The organism is Pedobacter aquae, assembly GCF_008195825.1.
GTDB classification, from domain to species: Bacteria; Bacteroidota; Bacteroidia; order Sphingobacteriales; family Sphingobacteriaceae; genus Pseudopedobacter; species Pseudopedobacter aquae.
Genome location: NZ_CP043329.1, coordinates 2,820,314 through 2,839,620, shown reverse-complemented (window position 1 = coordinate 2,839,620; position 19,307 = coordinate 2,820,314). Strand labels below are relative to the sequence as shown.

Annotated in this window: 22 protein-coding genes; 17 read left to right on the top strand and 5 right to left on the bottom strand. The window is 35.3% G+C overall.

Annotation, left to right across the window (positions count from 1 at the left end; genetic code table 11):
* Nucleotides 1-88 precede the first annotated feature (88 nt).
* Nucleotides 89-862, bottom strand: a complete 774-nt coding sequence (locus FYC62_RS12455) for a TerC family protein (RefSeq protein ID WP_149075167.1) — start codon at nucleotides 860-862, stop codon at nucleotides 89-91.
* A 60-nt stretch (nucleotides 863-922) separates the two neighbouring features.
* Nucleotides 923-2,059 (bottom strand): hypothetical protein, encoded by a 1,137-nt coding sequence (locus FYC62_RS12450; RefSeq protein ID WP_149075166.1) that lies wholly within the window; start codon nucleotides 2,057-2,059, stop codon nucleotides 923-925.
* A gap of 53 nt (nucleotides 2,060-2,112) precedes the next feature.
* Here FYC62_RS12450 and FYC62_RS12445 point away from each other — a divergent pair, with 53 nt between their 5' ends.
* The 7 genes from FYC62_RS12445 to FYC62_RS12415 all read left to right on the top strand — a co-directional run bounded on the left by FYC62_RS12445 (nucleotide 2,113) and on the right by FYC62_RS12415 (nucleotide 8,231).
* Complete coding sequence (locus FYC62_RS12445; protein ID WP_149075165.1) at nucleotides 2,113-3,135, top strand: dipeptide epimerase; 1,023 nt, start codon at nucleotides 2,113-2,115, stop codon at nucleotides 3,133-3,135.
* 87 nt (nucleotides 3,136-3,222) lie between these two features.
* Complete coding sequence (gene gltX / locus FYC62_RS12440) at nucleotides 3,223-4,740, top strand: glutamate--tRNA ligase (protein ID WP_149075164.1); 1,518 nt, start codon at nucleotides 3,223-3,225, stop codon at nucleotides 4,738-4,740.
* A 140-nt stretch (nucleotides 4,741-4,880) separates the two neighbouring features.
* Nucleotides 4,881-5,309, top strand: coding sequence for a QcrA and Rieske domain-containing protein (locus FYC62_RS12435; RefSeq protein ID WP_149075163.1), 429 nt, complete (start codon nucleotides 4,881-4,883; stop codon nucleotides 5,307-5,309).
* An 86-nt stretch (nucleotides 5,310-5,395) separates the two neighbouring features.
* Nucleotides 5,396-5,833: a thioredoxin family protein gene (locus tag FYC62_RS12430; RefSeq protein ID WP_039450934.1), complete on the top strand. Its 438-nt coding sequence runs from the start codon at nucleotides 5,396-5,398 to the stop codon at nucleotides 5,831-5,833.
* Nucleotides 5,820-6,773: an FAD:protein FMN transferase gene (locus tag FYC62_RS12425; RefSeq protein ID WP_240534723.1), complete on the top strand. Its 954-nt coding sequence runs from the start codon at nucleotides 5,820-5,822 to the stop codon at nucleotides 6,771-6,773. The genes FYC62_RS12430 and FYC62_RS12425 overlap by 14 nt, the downstream gene beginning before the upstream one ends.
* Nucleotides 6,774-6,995: a DUF4266 domain-containing protein gene (locus FYC62_RS12420; protein ID WP_039450936.1), complete on the top strand. Its 222-nt coding sequence runs from the start codon at nucleotides 6,774-6,776 to the stop codon at nucleotides 6,993-6,995.
* A 9-nt stretch (nucleotides 6,996-7,004) separates the two neighbouring features.
* Nucleotides 7,005-8,231 (top strand): DUF3570 domain-containing protein, encoded by a 1,227-nt coding sequence (locus FYC62_RS12415; protein ID WP_149075162.1) that lies wholly within the window; start codon nucleotides 7,005-7,007, stop codon nucleotides 8,229-8,231.
* On the opposite strand, the gene FYC62_RS12410 is transcribed toward FYC62_RS12415, so the two are convergent.
* On the bottom strand, nucleotides 8,217-9,368 hold the full coding sequence (locus FYC62_RS12410) for an ATP-binding protein (RefSeq protein WP_149075161.1): 1,152 nt from the start codon (nucleotides 9,366-9,368) through the stop codon (nucleotides 8,217-8,219). The two genes, FYC62_RS12415 and FYC62_RS12410, sit on opposite strands and share 15 nt — an antisense overlap.
* Before the next feature lie 100 nt (nucleotides 9,369-9,468).
* Nucleotides 9,469-12,819 (bottom strand): transcription-repair coupling factor, encoded by a 3,351-nt coding sequence (mfd, locus tag FYC62_RS12405; RefSeq protein WP_149075160.1) that lies wholly within the window; start codon nucleotides 12,817-12,819, stop codon nucleotides 9,469-9,471.
* Between the two features lie 107 nt (nucleotides 12,820-12,926).
* On the opposite strand from mfd, the gene FYC62_RS12400 reads away from it, so the two are divergent.
* From FYC62_RS12400 to FYC62_RS12380, 5 genes are all read left to right on the top strand, one after another.
* Nucleotides 12,927-13,340 (top strand): DUF4199 domain-containing protein, encoded by a 414-nt coding sequence (locus tag FYC62_RS12400; RefSeq protein WP_149075159.1) that lies wholly within the window; start codon nucleotides 12,927-12,929, stop codon nucleotides 13,338-13,340.
* A 1-nt stretch (nucleotide 13,341) separates the two neighbouring features.
* Nucleotides 13,342-13,629 carry a DUF2752 domain-containing protein gene (locus FYC62_RS12395; protein ID WP_237612925.1) on the top strand — a complete coding sequence of 96 codons (288 nt, stop codon included), beginning with the start codon at nucleotides 13,342-13,344 and terminating at the stop codon, nucleotides 13,627-13,629.
* Between the two features lie 12 nt (nucleotides 13,630-13,641).
* Nucleotides 13,642-14,001: a TM2 domain-containing protein gene (locus FYC62_RS12390; protein WP_039451033.1), complete on the top strand. Its 360-nt coding sequence runs from the start codon at nucleotides 13,642-13,644 to the stop codon at nucleotides 13,999-14,001.
* An 81-nt stretch (nucleotides 14,002-14,082) separates the two neighbouring features.
* Nucleotides 14,083-15,180, top strand: a complete 1,098-nt coding sequence (locus FYC62_RS12385) for a Nif3-like dinuclear metal center hexameric protein (RefSeq protein ID WP_149075158.1) — start codon at nucleotides 14,083-14,085, stop codon at nucleotides 15,178-15,180.
* On the top strand, nucleotides 15,180-15,929 hold the full coding sequence (locus tag FYC62_RS12380) for a zinc ribbon domain-containing protein (RefSeq protein ID WP_149075157.1): 750 nt from the start codon (nucleotides 15,180-15,182) through the stop codon (nucleotides 15,927-15,929). The genes FYC62_RS12385 and FYC62_RS12380 overlap by 1 nt, the downstream gene beginning before the upstream one ends.
* Nucleotides 15,930-15,981: 52 nt before the next feature.
* Here FYC62_RS12380 and fcl read toward each other — a convergent pair whose 3' ends face one another.
* The gene (gene fcl / locus FYC62_RS12375; protein ID WP_149075156.1) at nucleotides 15,982-16,911 is read right to left on the bottom strand and encodes a GDP-L-fucose synthase; all 930 of its coding nucleotides are present in this window, start codon (nucleotides 16,909-16,911) and stop codon (nucleotides 15,982-15,984) included.
* A gap of 105 nt (nucleotides 16,912-17,016) precedes the next feature.
* Here fcl and trmB point away from each other — a divergent pair, with 105 nt between their 5' ends.
* The 5 genes from trmB to FYC62_RS12350 all read left to right on the top strand — a co-directional run bounded on the left by trmB (nucleotide 17,017) and on the right by FYC62_RS12350 (nucleotide 19,249).
* Nucleotides 17,017-17,667: a tRNA (guanosine(46)-N7)-methyltransferase TrmB gene (trmB, locus tag FYC62_RS12370; RefSeq protein WP_149075155.1), complete on the top strand. Its 651-nt coding sequence runs from the start codon at nucleotides 17,017-17,019 to the stop codon at nucleotides 17,665-17,667.
* Nucleotides 17,668-18,009 carry an MGMT family protein gene (locus FYC62_RS12365; RefSeq protein ID WP_149075154.1) on the top strand — a complete coding sequence of 114 codons (342 nt, stop codon included), beginning with the start codon at nucleotides 17,668-17,670 and terminating at the stop codon, nucleotides 18,007-18,009.
* Nucleotides 18,010-18,082: 73 nt separating this feature from the next.
* Nucleotides 18,083-18,427: a carboxymuconolactone decarboxylase family protein gene (locus FYC62_RS12360; protein ID WP_149075153.1), complete on the top strand. Its 345-nt coding sequence runs from the start codon at nucleotides 18,083-18,085 to the stop codon at nucleotides 18,425-18,427.
* A 43-nt stretch (nucleotides 18,428-18,470) separates the two neighbouring features.
* Nucleotides 18,471-18,683, top strand: a complete 213-nt coding sequence (locus tag FYC62_RS12355) for a DUF2683 family protein (RefSeq protein ID WP_149075152.1) — start codon at nucleotides 18,471-18,473, stop codon at nucleotides 18,681-18,683.
* A complete protein-coding gene (locus tag FYC62_RS12350; protein ID WP_149075151.1) occupies nucleotides 18,680-19,249 on the top strand; it encodes a DNA-3-methyladenine glycosylase I in 570 nt (189 codons plus the stop codon). Before FYC62_RS12355 ends, FYC62_RS12350 begins: the two co-directional genes overlap by 4 nt.
* The last annotated feature ends 58 nt before the right edge of the window (nucleotides 19,250-19,307 follow it).

The window sequence follows — 19,307 nt, the reverse complement described above, 5'->3', positions numbered from 1 at the left end:
TATAAACAGACGGTATAATAACAAGCTATCAAGATAGAAGTTTTTAAACTGAATGTCAAAAAAAAACCTCCATAAAGGAGGTTTAAAATTATTCGTGTGGCGTATTTCTTAACTCAACCGGTTTTCTTTTTTTCTTTGATTTTAAGTTTAGTACTTCTACCAGTACAGAGAAAGCCATTGCAAAATAAATATATCCTTTAGGGATGTGCTGGTCTAAACCTTCTGCTACTAAAGAGAAACCTATAAGTAATAAGAAAGATAAGGCTAGCATTTTTACTGTAGGATGTTGATTTACGAAATTTGAAATAGAGGCCGCAGAGAACATCATTACAATTACGGCTATGGTTACAGCAGCTATCATGACCATGATTTCATTGGCCATACCAACGGCAGTTATAACTGAGTCTAAAGAGAATACGATATCTAAGATTAATATTTGGATGATAACGCCTGAAAAAGAATATACTTTTTTTACAGAATGGTCTCCTTCATCGCCTTCTAGTTTCTCATGAATTTCAGTGGTACTTTTGTAAATCAAGAATAAGCCCCCCAAAAGTAGAATAAGATCTCTACCAGAGATTGCAAATTTTGATAATAAAGTATCATTGCTAACGCCAAACCATTCGGCAAGGTTAAAAAGTGTAGCTGTTAAAGACATAACCCAACTTAAAGAAAGCAGCAATAAAATTCTAGTAATCATGGCTAAAGCCAAGCCAATGGAGCGGGCTCTTTTTTGTTGGTCTACCGGTAATTTACCAGCAAGAATAGATATAAATACAATATTATCTATACCTAATACGATTTCTAAAACTGTTAAGGTTAAAAGTGAAATCCAGATTTCCGGATTAGTAATCCATTCCATATGTGTGTTTATTTATGTGCGTTAATTTTTTACAAGTTTAAATATAAAATTATACCAAAATTAATAGCGGTTATAAAAACTTCTTATTTTGGTAGTTAATTGGCTGTAAATAGGTTTTGTAAACTCAATAAATAAATCTTGAGGTGGCGGAGGCATAATTTCTCTTCTTCTGCAAATTCTTCTTTCTTCTTCTGTTAAAGCTCTTTCATCGCCGTTAAAGGTACCCCAAACATCTCTCCAGATAAAAGTTCCAGGCATTTTTTCTTGAGATATAATTCTGCCATTATTAAAGTCTCTTATTCTAAAATCTAATAAGCCAGATGAGCTGATGGTTTTCTCGAAAGTAGTAACTTGCGCTTTTACTGTGCCATAAACAGGTCTTTTTTGTGAGGTTTCACCTAATTTTACACTGTCTCTTTTTACATCTTGTACACGCTCTTTCACGTAGGTTTGGCCAACCACAAAATCATCAAAGCTTAAGCTTAATAAATGGTCTGCTTTAAGCTTTACTTTTTTAGCCTCTTCTGGGCTATAGAATTTAACAAAACTACGGTATTCATAAGCCGCCATAAACTCTGCTATTTTACCTTGAAAAAACTCATTACTCAATTGGTAAAGTCTAGAGTTTACCTGCACAGGCTCAACAATAACTTTTAATACGGCTGCCAAATAAGCCTCATCTAAAAGTTTTCTTACATCTTTATATTCAGGAAATAATTGGTTTGCCCTGTCAAAATTGTCATAAGCTGCTCTGGCAGATTCTCTGGTGCCTTGTGCTAATAATTTTTTTCCGGCATTGTAGCGTTCTTCTGCCGCGTAGAAACGGGCATCATCTAGCTCTTTAATAAATTTTCTAGTATTAGGAATTTGCGCTAAACAAGCCGGACAGTTTTCAACTGTATTGGCTAAATTGTTTAATGCACTATAATCATTAGCTATACTTTCCCATTTAAAAGGCGTTGTACTCATTTTAGCTTCATCAATTCTTTTTAGATGCCTTTGTACGGCATAAGAAAAGGCTGCGTCTAGGGTTTGGCGGGCTTTTCTGTTGCTTGGGCTGCTTTTTAAGCGGTCAACAGCAGTGTAAACAGCTCTGTCATAATCGCCCTGTTCTAATAGTTTTTTTCCACTGCTACAAGCGCCTATAATGGTAATGAGCAGAATAAGAACAATATTTAGAGAGTATTTCTTAATCATTTAAGGTTAAATTAAAAGGTAATTTTTTACATTTAATTTTTAGACGAAAATACATGAAAATAAGTTACAATAGTTTTAATCTTTTACTAAAATTTCCTTTTACCATAGCTAAATTCTCTAGAACCAGTACCCCCATCATGCTGGTAGAGGTTTTTCATGAAGGATACACAGGTATTGGTGAGGCTTCTATGGTACCTTATATGGGTGAAAATGAAGAAACAGCAAGTTCTTTTTTGTCAAAACTAGATTTATCAAAATTTATTTTTCCTTTTGATTTTGCCGCTATTCATCAGTATATGGATGATATAACACCCGGAATGCCAGCTATAAAAGCCGCCGTTGATATTGCCTTGTATGATTTGGCGGGTAAGTTGGCACAAAAACCCTGTTATACTTTTTTTGACACATGGCCACAACATATGCCAGCTACAACTTACACCATCGGTATTGATGAGCCCGAAATGATTATCAAAAAAGTAGAAGATGCTTTACAATATGATTTCAAACTATTAAAAGTGAAATTAGGTAGAGAGAACGATAAGCAAATCATCCAAACCATAAGAAATATTACCCATTTACCTTTGTATGTTGATGCTAACCAAGGCTGGACCGATAAAAAGGAAGGCTTAGAGATGGCTTTTTGGCTAAAAGAGCAAGGTGTTGTGTTAATAGAGCAACCTATGCCCAAAGACAACATAGATGGAAATGCCTGGATTACATCTCACAGTCCTATCCCAATTATCGGCGATGAAGCCATACAACGCTTAGCAGATGTTGCAAAAGCTAAAGGTGTTTATCATGGTATTAATATCAAATTGATGAAATCTGCTGGTTTGTACGAAGCTTATGAGATGATAAAAATCGCAAGAGCAAATGATTTAAAAATCTTAATGGGTTGCATGAGCGAAACCAGCGTGGCAACATTAGCCGGGGCGGCTTTGGCTCCTTTATGTGATTGGGCCGATTTAGACGGGCCTTTCATGACTACCAATAATCCCTTTAAAACACCCGATTTTCTTAACGGTAAATATATTTTAAGCGATGAACCAGGTTTAGGACTTAAAAATCCTGATTAATGATTAAAAAAGCTGGTTTGTACAAGCTTATCTCTTAACTTTGGCTTCTGAGAAAAGCATTAATATTTGCTTAAATTTTCAAAGGCTATGGATAAAAAAGTTAGGGTAAGATTTGCCCCAAGCCCAACTGGAGGCTTACATATAGGTGGTGTGCGTACCATTTTGTTTAATTACCTTTTTGCAAAACAACAACAAGGCGAGTTTATTTTAAGAATTGAAGATACAGACCAAACCCGTTTTGTTGAAGGTGCAGAAGATTATATTATCAATTGTTTAAAATGGTGCGGATTAAACCCAGATGAAGGTCCGCATGTTGGTGGCGCTTATGGCCCTTACAGACAAAGCGAACGTAAAGAGATTTATAGGGCTTATGCAGAACAATTGGTAAAAGACGGTTATGCCTATTATGCTTTTGATACACCAGAAGAATTAGAAAGCAAAAGACAGGTTATAGAAAACTTTAAGTACGACCATAACCATCGTATGCAAATGAGAAATTCTTTAACCATACCTCATGAAGCGGCAGAAAGTTTAATTAAAGAAGGCGCTCCACATGTGGTTAGGATAAAAATGCCTAAGGATGAGCAGGTTTATTTTAACGATTTAATACGCGGCGATGTAAGTTTCAACAGTAACGATGTTGACGATAAAGTTTTGCTTAAAGCCGATGGTATGCCTACTTACCATTTAGCAGTAGTGGTTGATGATTATCTGATGAAGATATCTCATGCTTTTAGAGGCGAGGAGTGGCTACCATCTGCCCCGGTACATATTTTATTATGGAAATATTTAGGTTGGGAGGCAGATATGCCGGAATGGGCACATTTACCTTTGATATTAAAGCCCGATGGCCATGGTAAATTAAGCAAGCGTGATGGTCAAAGATTAGGATTCCCTGTTTACGCTATAGATTGGATAGACCCAAAAACTCAGGAAAAAGCAGATGGTTTTAAAGATGTAGGCTTCTTGCCAGAAGCCATGATAAACCTTTTGGCTATGCTAGGTTGGAATGATGGGACAGATCAAGAGCTTTTTTCTTTGGATGAATTGATTTCAAAGTTTTCTTTAGAACGTATCCATAAAGGCGGTGCTAAATTTGATTATGAGAAAGCTAAATGGTACAATGCCGAGTGGATAAAGAGAAGTACAGCAAGCCATTTATTGCCTTATGTAAAACCACTTCTAGCAGAAAAAGGTATTGCTGCGGAAGATGTTTACTTAGAGAAAGTTATGGATGCCGTAAAAGAACGTTGTACCTTATTGCCTGATTTTTATCAGCAAAGTGCTTTCTTTTTTACTGCACCAACGGCTTATGATGAAGATGCTGTAAAGCCGAAATGGAACGAAGAAAAAGCAGCATTTTTCTCTAGCTTGATAGAAAAATTTGAAGAAACTGAATTTCAAGATAGCCTTAGTTTAGAGACTTTGTTTAAAGCTTTAGCTGCTGATAAAAACTTAAAAGTTGGTGAAGTTATGCTGCCTTTTAGGGTGATGTTGGTAGGCGGAAAATTTGGTCCGCAAGTATTTGATATCGCTTTAATGCTTGGCAAAGCAGAAACAATAAGCAGGATTAAAAATGCTTTAGCTTTTTTTAAGTTAGCTTAAAACTATCTTTTTGATAAGGAGCCAGTTAGCTTAAAATGCTGACTGGCTTTTTTTATAAAAAATATTGTAATTATTTTGAAAAATTAAAAACTCAAAGCTCAATTTTCACGTTTCTTTAAGGAAATTAAAAACCAAATATTATGGACCGTAAAGAATTTTTATCTGCTATTGGCCTTACCGCCGCATCGGCAGTTGTTTTTAGCTGCGTTGGTTGTTCTAAATCAGACAATGAAGGGCCTTCAAACTCTAACAATCCACCAACTGGAGTAGATTTTACTATCGATTTAACAGCAGCACCCAATGCCGCTTTAAATAATAATGGAGGCTTTATCTATACCAACCGGATCATTGTAGCAAAAAGCATGAGTGGAGCTTTTTTGGCTGTAGCACAAGCTTGTACGCATGAAGGTACATCAGTAACTTATAATTCAAATGCTAGACTTTTTGTATGTCCAAACCATGGGGCACAGTTTGCAGAAAATGGCGCTGTAAATTTAGGGCCTGCTACGGTAGCTTTAAGAAGGTATAACACTTCTTTAAACGGCACAACTTTAAGAGTTTTTTCTTAAGAAATTTTCATAAATAGATGCTTACTGTGATGAAAATCACTTTTAGTTGGCATTTTATTGCTTAAATTCGGTAGAAAATTTTCAAAATGAAATTAATACTCACACTCTTTATATCCATGTTTTTCTTCGGAAATATTTGGGAGAACGATTTTAATGTAGCGCAGCAGAAAGCGGTAGCATCAAAAAAATATATCCTTTTAAATTTTTCCGGATCTGATTGGTGTGGACCTTGTATCCGTATGCATAAAGAGATTTTTGAAGCTAATGACTTTCAAAAATATGCATCTGAAAATTTAGTGCTTGTTAGGGCAGATTTTCCTCGCTTAAAGAAAAATCAATTGCCAGCAGAACAGCTTAAGAAAAATAACGATTTAGCTTTAAAGTATAATCCTGATGGTGTTTTTCCGCTTACGCTATTGCTAGACGAGCAAGGGAAAATCATAAAAAAATGGGATGGTTTCCCCCAAGCAAATGCTCAAGAGTTTACCGCTCAGATAGATAAAACTCAGCATGCTAAAAACTGAGGATGAAATACTAACTCCCCAAGTTTTTAAAAGGGAGATGAAATTAATGGGTAACCATTTTGAGATAAGTGTGGTTCATCACCAAGAGCAAGAAGCCTACGACTGTATAGCAAAAGCAGTTGCAGAGATAAGTAGAATAGAAGATTTATTAAGCACTTTTAAAGCTCATAGTCAAACCAATTTAATTAATGATTTTGCTGGAATTAAACCTGTTAAAGTAGATAAAGAGGTTTTTGATTTGATAAAAAGAGCCTTAAAAATATCGGAAATTACACAAGGTGCTTTTGATATTACTTATGGTTCTATAGATAAAAGTCTATGGAATTTTGATGTAAACATGACGGCTTTACCAGATGCAGAAACGGCTAAGAAAGCAGTTGCTTTAATCAACTACCGAAATGTGATGCTAGATGAAGCCCAACAAACTGTTTTTTTAACGCAAAAGGGAATGCGTATTGGCTTTGGTGGTATAGGAAAAGGTTATGCGGCGGATAAAGCAAAATCAGTTTTACAAAAGTTGGGCATAAAAAGTGGTATAGTTAACGCTTCTGGAGATTTAGTAACATGGGGTGCCCAAATTGATGGTAAACCTTGGACAGCCGCCATTGCAAACCCCGACCAAAAACTACAAGCTTTTTCTTATTTAAACATCAGTAATATGGCCATAGCTACTTCTGGTAACTATGAAAAATTTGCTGTTATAAAAGGAAGAAAATACTCGCACACGATAAATCCTAAAACTGGTTTTCCCGTTAGCGGGATAAAAAGCGTAAGTATCATTTGTCCGCAAGCAGAGCTTGCCGATGCATTAGCTACACCAGTTATGGTTATGGGCGTTCATGTTGGTTTAGATTTAATAAACCAATTAAAAGGTGTGGCTTGTATTGTTATAGATGATGATAATAGGTTGCATACTTCTAATAATATCAATATCAGTTAGATGAAAAAAATAGCTTTGCTTTTTATTCTTGCGGCATTTTATGTTTCGGGAATGAGCTCATGTACGGCAGTAAAGGCCTATGAGAAAATAAAATTGAATGATTCTGAGATGGAGCTATCAGCCCGTAAGGCAGAAAAATTTGAACAAAATGCTCAGCTCTACCGCGAGGGCTCTTCTGGCGCAAATGGCGGTAAAAGTGGTGGTGGTTGTGGATGTAATTAAGGTAGAAATATGAAATTTATATCATTAACCATTGTATTTTTCTACCTCAGTATTGTAGCAAGTTTTGCTCAAATAAAGTCATCAGAGGCTTCTTTTGAGAAAAGAAAGCTGAAGTTTGAAGAGGCTAACTTGGTAAACAGCTATTACAGTCAAGATGGTAATAATTCTGCCGTAACGGGTGGTGTTGGCACAGAAAAACTAACCGATGTTTCTAATAGCTTTGATTTAAAATTATCCCGTTACGGAAAAACGGGTTTAAAGCATACTTATACATTTGAAGTAGGTTTTGATACTTATACCTCGGCATCGTCTGATAACATAGACCCGGCTACCGTAACCTCAGCATCTTATTCTGATGTAAGAATTTACCCTTCTTTAAGCTGGAATATCGCAAACGAACAGAAAGGAAATAGCATTGGCTTTTCAGCCTCTTTCTCTGGCGAGTATGATTACACTTCTATAGGCGGAGGTTTAAATTATACCAAATCATCCAAAGATAAAAACCGCGATTTTTCTGTAAAATTACAGGCCTTTTTTGATACTTGGGCGGTTATTATGCCTATAGAACTTCGGTCTAATTATCGGTTTGAAGGCTATACGCAAGGCGATAACGCCCCTCGAAATTCTTTTAGTGCAGCACTGTCTTTAGCACAGGTTATCAGTAAAGATTTACAGGTTTTAATTATGGTTGAACCGGCTTATCAAAGCGGTTTACTTTCTACACGTTACCAAAGGGTTTATTTTAATGATATCAATAACTTTAATCCAGATGGTTCAAGAGGGACATTAAAATCAGAATTTTTGCCCGATAATAGGTTGAAATTACCTATAGGTGCTAGGCTAAATTATTTCTGGGGAGATCATATAGTTCTTAGGTCTTTTGCAAGATATTATACAGATAATTGGGGAATAAACTCTAGTACTGCCGAGTTAGAGACAGTGGTTAAAATTACTCCATTTGCATCTGTAAGTCCGTTTTACAGATATTATCAGCAAAGTGCTTCTGAATATTTTGCAGGTATCAATCAGCATCAGCTGTCTAATACTTTTTATACCAGTGATTACGATTTATCTAAATTTAATAGCAATTATTTTGGAGCAGGTGTAAGGTTTGCACCTCCGGCAGGCGTATTAAAATTACAAAGAATTACCATGGTTGAGCTACGCTACGGGCACTACAGCAGAAGCAATGGTTTAAGCTCTAACATTATAAGTATGAACTTAAGGTTTAAGTAGTTCTGCCACAATAAAATCTATATAATTATCCCGATGGATGAGGTTAAACTCAGCATCGGGATAATTTTTTTGAAAGAAGACAGGTACTTTTACCTTCTTGTGGTTGCTGTATTTAAACTCAAAAGCATGAATGTTATGACCTACTTTTTCTATTAAATCTATTTCTTGCTGGTCATACGTTCTCCAAAAGAAAAACTCAGCATCTGTTTTTTGGTAGCGGTTTATCTTAATACGCTCGTAAATACAATAATTTTCCCAAAGTAAGCCAGTATCTTGCCTTATTGCTAAAGGTCTAAAATCATTAATGATGGCGTTTCTAATTCCATTATCAAAAAAATACCATTTAGAGGATTTTGTGACCTCTTTTCTAAGATTAGAACTGTAACCACTTAATTTAAATAAGATTTGCACTTTAGCTAAAAGGTCTAAATAGCGCTCAACGGTATTTTTACTCATGCCTAACTGCTTACCCAACTCGTCTAAAGAAACTTCTGCACCAACTTGGTAAGCGATAAGTTTCATCAAATCAAAAATTTTATTACTGTTTTGGATGTTCTCAAACCTTAGAATATCTTTTAAAAGGTAAGAGTTTACCAGATTTTTTAAATATTCCTCTTTTTCTTTAAGACTATCTAAAGAGAAAATCTCAGGATAAGAGCCGTAGATTAATCTTTCTTCCAGGTTTTGTCTTGTTTGCAATATATTCTCATGTTGTGCAAGTTCGGCTTGGGCTATAGGGTATAAATAATAGGTATAGCTTCTTCCTGTTAAAGGTTCGCCGGTTTGGTTTGATAAATCAAAAGCAGATGAACCTGTGGCTATAATGGTTAAATCCTCAAATTCATCAATCATCAACTTTAATATCTTGCCTATTTCTGGAATTACTTGTGCTTCATCTATAATTAATAAGCGATTCTCTCCTAATAACCTTTTATAATTGGCAATACTTCTATTTTCTAATAGCGTTGCTGTATCAGTATCTTCGGCGTTAAGGTGTAAGAAGGGTATATTTAAAGAGCTTTCAATAGATTTTAATAAATGCGTTTTACCCACCCTACGAGTACCAAATAGCAGTAAAACTTTATTTTGCTGGATACGTTTCGCCAGTTGTAAAGCAGCTAATCTTTGAATTTTCATATCCCAAAGATAATAAAAAACATTAATTCAGTCAATTAACTGACTCAATTTACGTTAATTCAGTCAATCAACTGACTCAATTTACGTTAATTCAGTCAATCTAGATCACTACCGGGTCTCTCATTTGCTCTAGTGCCCAAATGGCTTCATCAATATTTTTGATGTCTTCAACAGCAATACGCAAGGTGTTTTTAACCTCTTTCAGGTTTACTTTACGTGGATGCTGTTGCGCATATTGTAGGATACTACCAAACATATCGGTTTCAAAATATTTAGATTGTTTATCGGTAATAAAATAACCCCTTAAAGTTCCTTTTTTCCAGCTGATTTTTTCTAAGCCTATTTCTTTTCCAATCCATTGTAATTCTACCGTTCTGAGTAGGTCTTTCACTTGTCTTGGTAGTGGTCCAAAACGGTCATGAAGTTCTTTTTCAAAAGCATCTAAAGCTGTTTTATTCTCCATTTTAGAAAGCTCGGTATATAAATTATAACGTTCTTGGATATTGGTTACATACTCATCAGGAATAAGCAGTTCCATATCGGTTTCTATTTGGGTAAAGCTTACAAAAGGACGAGGTTTTTCATCCTGAAATAAACCTTTAAACTCTTCTTCTTTAAGTTCTTGTATAGCTTCATCCAAGATTTTGTGGTACATATCAAAGCCAATTTCGGCAATAAAACCACTTTGCTCTGCACCTAAAAGGTTTCCGCTTCCGCGGATGTCTAAATCTCGCATAGCCACGTTAAATCCGCTACCTAAATCAGAAAACTCTTCTATGGCGCTTAAACGCTTTCTGGCTTCTGGCGTAAGGGTAGACAAAGGCGGACTTAACAAATAACAAAACGCCTTTTTGTTAGAGCGGCCAACACGCCCACGCATCTGATGTAAATCGCTTAAACCAAACATGTGTGCATGGTTAATCAACATGGTATTGGCATTTGGTACATCAAGACCAGCCTCAATAATGGTAGTAGCAACTAAAACATCATACTTTCCTTCAATAAAATCAAGCATGATATCTTCAAGCTTATCGCCTTCTAACTGACCATGTGCAATAGCTATTCTTGCTTTTGGAACCAGCTTTTGTATTAAACCACCTAGCTGACGTAAATCTGCAACACGGTTATGGATAAAGAAAACCTGCCCATCTCTATCTAACTCAAACTCTACAGCTTCTTTAATCAATTTCTCATTAAAAACATGTAGCTCTGTTAAAACAGGTTGGCGGTTTGGTGGTGGCGTTTGGATGATAGATAAATCCCGAGCACCCATCAAAGAAAAATGCAAAGTACGCGGAATTGGCGTTGCAGTTAGCGTAAGCGTATCTACATTGGCTCTAAACTGCTTTAATTTTTCTTTAACGGTAACACCAAATTTTTGCTCCTCATCTATAATTAAAAGGCCTAAATCTTTAAACTTAACATCTTTACTCACCAATTTATGGGTGCCAATAATGATATCTACTTTTCCGGCTTTTAAGGCTTCTAAAGTATCTTTTACTTGCTTGGTAGATTTAAATCGGTTGATATAATCTATCCTTACCGGGAAATCTTTTAAACGCTCATTAAAGGTTTTGTAATGTTGCATAGCCAAAATGGTTGTAGGTACCAAAATAGCAACCTGTTTACCATCTGTAGCGGCTTTAAAAGCTGCTCTGATAGCTACTTCTGTTTTTCCAAAGCCAACATCGCCACAAACTAAACGGTCCATTGGGTGTGGCGATTCCATGTCTTTTTTCACATCGGCGGTAGCCTTTTCTTGATCTGGGGTATCTTCATAAATAAAAGAAGCTTCCAGTTCGTTTTGTAAATAAGTATCGGGCGAGAAAGCCATACCTTCTTGTGCTTTACGCAGGGCATAAAGTTTTATCAAGTCGCGGGCAATGTCTTTAACTTTTTTTTTTGTTGTTTTCTTGAGTTTATCCCAAGCATCGGTTCCTAATTTATTCATTTTAGGAATGTGCCCATCTTTACCAGAATATTTAGAAATGCGGTTTAAAGAGTTGATGTTTACATACAGCAAATCATTATCGGCATAAATAAGCCTAATCATTTCCTGTATTTTACCGTTTACTTCAACCTTTTCTAAGCCACCGTATTTACCAACACCATGGTCTATATGGGTGATAAAATCTCCGGGTTTTAAATCTCTAAGTTCTTTAAGGGTGATGGCTTGAGATTTAGTATAGCCTCTTTTAAGCTTGTATTTATAGTAACGGTCAAATATCTGATGGTCTGTATAACAAGCCAGTTTTTGCTCGTAATCTATAAAACCTTCTCTGATAGATATATTGATAGGCGTAAAGGTAATTTGCTTGCCTAAATCTTCTATAATGGCAAATAAACGTTCTTGTTGTTTAGAAGAATCTGTTAGGATAAAATTCTCTATTTTTTGCTTTTCGTTTTCTTTTAGGTTGTGGATAAGCAGATTAAAATCTTTATTAAAAGAAGGTTGAGGCTTAGTATCAAACAAGATTGTTTGCGTTGCCGGATAAAAAAACTGCTTCCCAAATTCTATCAGAGGAAAATCGCTCAGTTGGTCTGCCAGTAGTTTTTCATCCGTAAAAGAAAACTTTGGGTCTAGCCAGTCTGGGTTAGTTTGCTTATCATTTGCTGATAAAGCTTTCCAAAGTTCTGTAGCTTTTTTGTATCCGGTTTTGATGGTATCTAAAGTGAAAACCACATCTTTAAACCAAATAGCTGCATCGTCATCAATAAATTCTAATAAAGAGATATTGCTTTCTGTAAGAAATTTAGCTTGTACGTTTGGAACTATGGTAACAGATTTTACTTGCTCTACAGAAAGCTGACTTTCTATTTCAAACGTTCTGATAGATTCTACATGGTCGCCAAAAAACTCTATCCGATAAGGTAACTCGTTAGAGAAAGAAAATATATCTACAATACCTCCACGAACCGAGAACTGTCCTGGTTCATATACAAAATCGGTACGTTCAAAATCATATTCAATTAAAAACTCGTTGATAAAATCAATGCTGAGTTTGTTGTTTAAGATAATTTCAAGCGTGTTTTTTTCAAGTGCGTTTCTATCAATAACTTTTTCTGCTAATGCTTCTGGGTAGGTAACAATTAAATTTCCATACTCATGTGTATGGTTAAGCTCGTTCAATACTTCAGCTCTTAAAAGTACATTGGCAGAATCTGTTTGGGTAAAATCAAAAGATTTGCGGTAAGACGATGGAAAAAGCAGAATATCTTTATCCATAAGGTTCTCTAAATCGGCCTGAAAATAATTAGCTTCTTCTCTGTCTGGCAGTACAAAAACCATATTTCTATGGGTAAGAAAATAATTGGCGGCCACAATAAAAGCATCTTGAGCACCAATTAAACCCTTTAAATGTACACGCGATTTCTTTTGCTGTAAGGCCTGGGTTAATTGCTCAACCCGGTTATCTTGCTTATATCTTTCTAAAATCTCTCTGATGTTCACTTTACAATCTCTTGCTACAAATATACCAAAGCATAATTATAATCTGTAAATGGCATCAAATTAGCTTCTTCAATTATCAATACCTTTCAACATTAAAACATCTTATTATGAAAATGAAAAACGCAATACTATCAGGAATCATCATTGGTGTAGTTTCGGTTATATGGGTAATCATCATGCATTTTGCAGGTATAAACCCAGAAAATGTACAAGAAAGCGATAATAGATGGTTAGAATACACCTCTGTTATTATCCCAATAATTGGTTTATATTTAGGGATAAAAGGCTTTAAAAATAGAAACAACAATAGCTTAACTTTTTTTGAGGGCGTATTTGAAGGCTTTAAAATAATGGCTATTGGTGGTTTAATTGCAGGCGCTTTTAGCTCGCTTTATTTTAGTTTTTTAAACTTAGAGTTTTCTTCTGATTATATGGAGCGTATTTTTGGTGCTGCAATTATAGGTTTCTTAGTTACCTTAGCTAGCTCATTGCTATTAATGACAAAGCCAAAGCAGTTGTAAAGTGATTAAACAAATAGTAAAAATTCCGCTCGAGCTTTTATTTTTTTCTACGGCAATTATTGCCTTATACTTTTTAAATCCTAGTCAAGAGCATCATTCTATTTGCCCTTTAGCCTATTTTGAGATAGGTTTTTGCCCCGGCTGTGGCTTAGGCCGCTCTATTTATTATCTGTTACATTTTCAGTTTTCGGCATCCTGGAAAATGCATCCATTAGGTTTTTTTGCTTTTGTTGTAATAATTGTTCGCATTTATACTCTAATTAGAAAAACATATTTTTCTGAACCTTAAAAAATGGAGCAAATGAAACATAATTTCCTTTTTCACCTAGCTAACGTTACAACTGAAGAAATGATCTTCATACAAGAGATAACGAAAGACTTAAATGAAAACCAAGTAAGAAACTTTGAATTGGTTTATACAGGTAAACGCCGCGACCCGCAACACGTTTTGTTATTTACTATTCTGGGCTTTTTTGGGATAGCAGGTATACAACGTTTTGTAACCAACCAAATGGGTATGGGCATTTTATATTTCCTTACAGCAGGTTTATGCTTTATAGGTACTATCGTAGATTTAATCAATTATAAAAGCTTAGCAAACGAGTATAACCATAAAATGGCTTTAGAAAGTCGTCATTTTGTTGGCATGGCGGCCATGTAATTTTTATTGATTTGATGTTACGAGGCATTAGCGCTAGCTTTTATTGCAGATGATTTGCCATAAAAAACTAACTTAGTGCTTATGAAGATTAAAGAACTTAGCACTTTTTTAGAAAGTATAGCACCAGCTTCTTATCAGGAGGCTTATGATAATGCAGGTTTAATAGTTGGTCATCCTCATCAAGAAATAAAAAAAGCTTTAATATGTTTAGATTGTACAGAAGCCGTTGTGCAAGAAGCTATTGATGAGCAATGTGATATCATTATTGCTCATCATCCTATCGTTTTTAAAGGGCTGAAGAAATTTAATGGCAAAAATTATGTAGAGCGTGTGGTTATAAAAGCCATTAAACATGATATTGCCATTTATGCCATCCACACCAATTTGGATCATGTCTACAATGGTGTAAATAAAAAAATAGCCGATAAGCTAGGTTTAATAAATACCCAAATACTAGCTCCTAGAGAAGCACTTTTAAAAAAACTGGTTGTTTTTGTGCCTACGCAGCATAAAGAACAAGTAAAAGAAGCTCTGTTTACCGCTGGTGCGGGTAGTATTGGCAATTATACCGAGTGTAGTTTTGAACAAGCAGGGCAAGGGAATTATAAGGCCAATGAAAGTGCTAAGCCGTTTTTAGGCGAAAAAAATAAGCGACATACCGAGGAAGAGTATCGTTTAGAGGTATTAATTCCTGCACATTTAGAGCATAAAATTGTAGCCGCTATGTTGCAAGCGCACCCTTATGAAGAGGTAGCTTACGATTTATTTCCACTTTCTAATACTTTAAAAACAGTAGGTGCAGGTATGTTTGGCCAATTAGAAGTAGCTATGGATGAGGCAGAGTTCTTAAAGCTTTTGAAGCAAAATATGCAGGTTTCTGTGATTAGACATACCGCACTTTTAGGCAAAAAAATAAGTAAAGTAGCGGTTTGTGGTGGTTCTGGAAGCTTTTTATTACAACAAGCTATACAGGCTGGGGCCGATATATTTATAACCGCAGATTTTAAGTACCATGAGTTTTTTGATGCCGATGGAAAAATTATAATTGCCGATATCGGACATTTTGAAAGTGAGCAATTTACGCAAGACTTACTATTGGAAATAATTCAAAATAATTTTCCTAACTTTGCACTCCGTTTAACTGTACATAATACAAACCCAATAAAATATTTGTCTTAATGGAACAAACCGTAGAACAAAAGCTTGAAGCTTTATACGAACTGCAGACAATTCATACTAAAATTGATAAAATTCGTCAGACAAGAGGCGAGCTTCCAATGGAAGTTGCTGATTTAGAAGATGATGTTGCTGGTTTAGAAACCCGTATACAAAAAATCAAAGCAGAGCTTGATGATCTGGAAGATGCGATTGTAAATCGTAAAAATATGATTAAAGAAGCTCAGGCTTTAATCAAGAAATACGAAACTCAGCAAAACAATGTAAAAAATAACCGTGAGTTTGATGCTCTTGCTAAAGAGATTGAAATTCAAGGTTTAGAAATACAAGTTTGCGAGAAGAAGATTAAAGAATATCAGTATGAGATTAAAACTAAAACTGATGTTTATGAAAGTGCTGCACAAAACTTAGAAGACCGTAAAAAAGACTTAGAAGTAAAAAAAGCAGAGCTAGCAACTATTACTTCTGAAACTCAAAAAGAAGAAGAAGTTTTATTAACTCAAGCTGAGAAAGCAAATGAGAAAATAGATGAGCGTTTATTATTTGCTTATAACCGTTTAAGAGGAAACTTTAAAAATGGTTTAGCGGTAGTAACTATCGAGAGAGATTCTTGCTCTGGTTGTTTTAACAAAATTCCACCTCAGCGTCAGTCTGACATTCGTCAACGTAAGAAAATTATTGTTTGCGAGCATTGCGGACGTATCTTAATTGACGAGACGATGTCTGAAGATATTAAAAGCGAAGCAGTTTAATTTGCAGAATGCATAAAAAAAGGTGGTTGAAATTTCAACCACCTTTTTTGTTTTAAGCATATTTGCTTAAGAAATCTTCATAAGCTAATTGGATGCCTTCTTTTAGCTCTATTTTATATTTCCAGCCTTTGCTGTGTAGTTTACTTACATCCATCAATTTACGTGGCGTACCATCGGGTTTAGAAGTATCAAAATTTAATTCGCCATCAAAACCTACAATTTCCTTAATGGTTAAAGCCAAATCTTTAATGGTAATATCCTCACCAGTACCAATATTAATTAAATGAGGCTCATTGTAATTTAACATCAGGTAATAACAAGCATCTGCTAAATCATCAGCAAATAAAAACTCACGCATAGGGCTTCCGGTTCCCCAAATGGTAACATCAGGTAAGTTATTAACCTTAGCTTCATGAAATTTACGAATTAAAGCAGGTAAAACATGCGAGTTTTGTGGATGATAATTATCGTTATAGCCATATAAATTGGTAGGCATGGCAGAAATATAATTACAACCATACTGACTGCGGTAAGCATCGCACATTTTTATGCCTGTAATTTTGGCAATAGCATAAGGCTCGTTAGTTTCTTCTAAATAGCCACTTAATAAATACTCTTCTTTTAAAGGCTGAGGGGCCAATTTAGGATAAATACAGCTAGAACCTAAGAACAATAATTTCTTTACGCCATTTAAATAAGCGTTATGGATGATGTTGTTTTGTATCTGTAAATTATCATACAGAAACTCGGCCCGGTAAGTATTATTAGCCACAATACCACCTACTTTTGCAGCGGCAAGAAAAACATATTCTGGCTTTTCGGCAGCAAAAAAATCAGTAGCGGCTTGCTGGTTTCTTAAATCAAGTTCGGCAGATGTTCTGGTAATGATATGGGTATAACCTTCTTTTTGAAGTTTTCTGGTGATGGCAGAGCCAACCATACCACGGTGACCTGCTACATAAATTTTTGCTGATTTTTCCAAAACTTTATATTAAGATGTGTGCAAAAATATAATTCTTTTGGCAGTTGCTATTATTGTTAGCGCTAAATTTTAAAGAAAGGTTATTTTTGTGGAAATACTTGATACGTGGCAAAAAGAAAATTACAGCGTTTTACAGAGATAGGCACTTTTAAAAATGTGGTGCAGCTAGAAAACGGAAAGCCTTATAAAGGAAATTGGAAGAAAGAGTTTTTTAAAAATGATAATCCCTTGATATTGGAGCTGGCCTGTGGAAAAGGCGAGTATAGCGTTAATTTAGGCCGTAAATATCCTGATAAGAATTTTTTAGGGATAGATTATAAAGGCAACAGAATTTGGGTTGGTGCAAAAATGGCACTAGATGAAAATTTGGATAACGTAGGTTTTTTAAGAATACAAATTCAAAATTTATTAGATTATTTTGAGGTTGGCGAAGTTGATGAAATATGGCTTACCTTCCCAGACCCACAAGCGCAAAGCCCTTTAGAGCGAAAAAGATTAACCAATCTTACATTTTTAGAAAAGTATAAAACCGTAACCAAAGCCAATGGTGCTATGCATCTAAAAACCGATAATGATGGTTTTTACGATTACACGCTAGAAAAAATTACAGAACTTAATTTCCCTATAGAAGAGCAAACTACAGATGTTTACAAAACGCATCCCACTGATGAGATTTTATCTATAAAAACGCATTACGAACGTTTGTATCTGCAAAAGGGAAAAAACATCAATTACGTAAGGTTTAAATTTATTTAAATGGATAAAGCTACTTTTTTTGAACAGGTTTATCAGGTGGTGAGGCTTATTCCAAAAGGTAGGGTTACTTCTTACGGGGCAATTGCAGGTTTTTTAGGTGCAAAGGGTTCTTCCAGAATGGTAGGTTATGCCATGAATAGTTCTTTTACAGCGCATCCGCCAGTTCCGGCGCATCGGGTAGTGAATAGAAATGGTTTACTAACCGGTAAGTTTTATTTTGGTACTGCTACCGCGATGCAAGAATTATTAGAAAAAGAGGGTATCAAGGTAGAAAACGACCAAATTATAAACTTTAAACAGCTTTTTTGGGATCCGGCAGTAGAAATTGATTTAGAAAAGTAAGCATCATCTTTTTTACACAAGGCTATAGCAAGGTTAGGTTGTAGCATCTTTATATTCGTAATAAAAAAATAACATGGGAAAACTGGTTGATGATTTTAATAGCTATCGTACAAAAATGAACGATAGGATAATGGAAAGTGCAAATACTAATATCAAACGTTTTTTTGCACTAGACACTACCACTTATGCTGATGGTGCTTTAGATGTAAAAACCAAAGAAATGCTGGGTTTGGTTGCCTCTATGGTTTTACGTTGTGATGATTGCATCAAATATCATTTAGGAAAATGCTATGAAGCTGGCGTAAACCACGCCGAAATGAACGAAATATTTATGATTGCCAATTTGGTTGGCGGCTCTATTGTTATTCCACATTATAGAAGGGCAGTAGAGTATTGGGACGAGTTGAATGCCGGTTAGTACACTGTTTGTTTCTTTTACTATAAAAGCTTAAATTTAATTCATGGATTCTTATATCATACATCCTCAAACTAAAGCTCAAGAAAAGGCATTAAAAGCGGTTTTAGAAGCGCTTAAAGTAGATTTTGAGTGTCTAAAAGCTGGTGTAGAAGAACAACTTCCAGATGTTGTTGTACAAAAAGTAAAAAAAAGTCAACAGCAAATTGCTGAAGGTAAATTCATTAGCTTGGATGAAATGAAAGCTATCATCTCATGAACCACCCCCAATTAAACCCTCGTTGCCCATGGTGTGGCACAGATTCCCTTTATGTAAAATACCACGATGAAGAGTGGGGAAAAGAAGTTCATGATGATAAAATACTTTTTGAATTCTTAATTCTTGAAGCAGCACAGGCAGGTTTAAGTTGGATAACTGTATTGCGTAAAAGAGAAAATTACCGCAGGGTTTTTGCCAATTTTGATGCAGAAAAAGTGGCTCAATTTACGGATGCCGATATAGAACGTATTTTACAAGACCCGGGCATCATTCGTAATCGTTTAAAAGTAGTTTCGGCGGTTAACAATGCAAAGCTGTTTTTAAAGGTGCAGCAAGAGTTTGGTTCTTTTGATACCTATTTGTACTCCTTTATGCCTAACCAAAAACCCGTGATAAATTTCCCTTCAAGTATGGCGGATGTTCCTGCCCGTACAGAAATTTCTGATGCTATCGCCAAGGATATGAAAAAAAGAGGCTTTAAATTTTTTGGTACAACCATTTGTTATGCACACATGCAGGCAACTGGTATGGTAAATGATCATTTAATTACTTGTACACATAAATAGCATCGGCAACAGCCATAATCTTTAATATATTTATAAATTTGGAAGATGCCTCTTTTAA

Bases quoted from the DNA above. Each gene is read 5' to 3' on its own strand.
- FYC62_RS12455 (WP_149075167.1), bottom strand. From the start codon at position 862: ATGGAATGGATTACTAATCCGGAAATCTGGATTTCACTTTTAACCTTA.
- FYC62_RS12450 (WP_149075166.1), bottom strand. From the start codon at position 2,059: ATGATTAAGAAATACTCTCTAAATATTGTTCTTATTCTGCTCATTACC.
- FYC62_RS12445 (WP_149075165.1), top strand. From the start codon at position 2,113: ATGAAAATAAGTTACAATAGTTTTAATCTTTTACTAAAATTTCCTTTT.
- gltX (WP_149075164.1), top strand. From the start codon at position 3,223: ATGGATAAAAAAGTTAGGGTAAGATTTGCCCCAAGCCCAACTGGAGGC.
- FYC62_RS12435 (WP_149075163.1), top strand. From the start codon at position 4,881: ATGGACCGTAAAGAATTTTTATCTGCTATTGGCCTTACCGCCGCATCG.
- FYC62_RS12430 (WP_039450934.1), top strand. From the start codon at position 5,396: ATGAAATTAATACTCACACTCTTTATATCCATGTTTTTCTTCGGAAAT.
- FYC62_RS12425 (WP_240534723.1), top strand. From the start codon at position 5,820: ATGCTAAAAACTGAGGATGAAATACTAACTCCCCAAGTTTTTAAAAGG.
- FYC62_RS12420 (WP_039450936.1), top strand. From the start codon at position 6,774: ATGAAAAAAATAGCTTTGCTTTTTATTCTTGCGGCATTTTATGTTTCG.
- FYC62_RS12415 (WP_149075162.1), top strand. From the start codon at position 7,005: ATGAAATTTATATCATTAACCATTGTATTTTTCTACCTCAGTATTGTA.
- FYC62_RS12410 (WP_149075161.1), bottom strand. From the start codon at position 9,368: ATGAAAATTCAAAGATTAGCTGCTTTACAACTGGCGAAACGTATCCAG.
- FYC62_RS12400 (WP_149075159.1), top strand. From the start codon at position 12,927: ATGAAAATGAAAAACGCAATACTATCAGGAATCATCATTGGTGTAGTT.
- FYC62_RS12390 (WP_039451033.1), top strand. From the start codon at position 13,642: ATGAAACATAATTTCCTTTTTCACCTAGCTAACGTTACAACTGAAGAA.
- FYC62_RS12385 (WP_149075158.1), top strand. From the start codon at position 14,083: ATGAAGATTAAAGAACTTAGCACTTTTTTAGAAAGTATAGCACCAGCT.
- FYC62_RS12380 (WP_149075157.1), top strand. From the start codon at position 15,180: ATGGAACAAACCGTAGAACAAAAGCTTGAAGCTTTATACGAACTGCAG.
- FYC62_RS12365 (WP_149075154.1), top strand. From the start codon at position 17,668: ATGGATAAAGCTACTTTTTTTGAACAGGTTTATCAGGTGGTGAGGCTT.
- FYC62_RS12360 (WP_149075153.1), top strand. From the start codon at position 18,083: ATGGGAAAACTGGTTGATGATTTTAATAGCTATCGTACAAAAATGAAC.
- FYC62_RS12355 (WP_149075152.1), top strand. From the start codon at position 18,471: ATGGATTCTTATATCATACATCCTCAAACTAAAGCTCAAGAAAAGGCA.
- FYC62_RS12350 (WP_149075151.1), top strand. From the start codon at position 18,680: ATGAACCACCCCCAATTAAACCCTCGTTGCCCATGGTGTGGCACAGAT.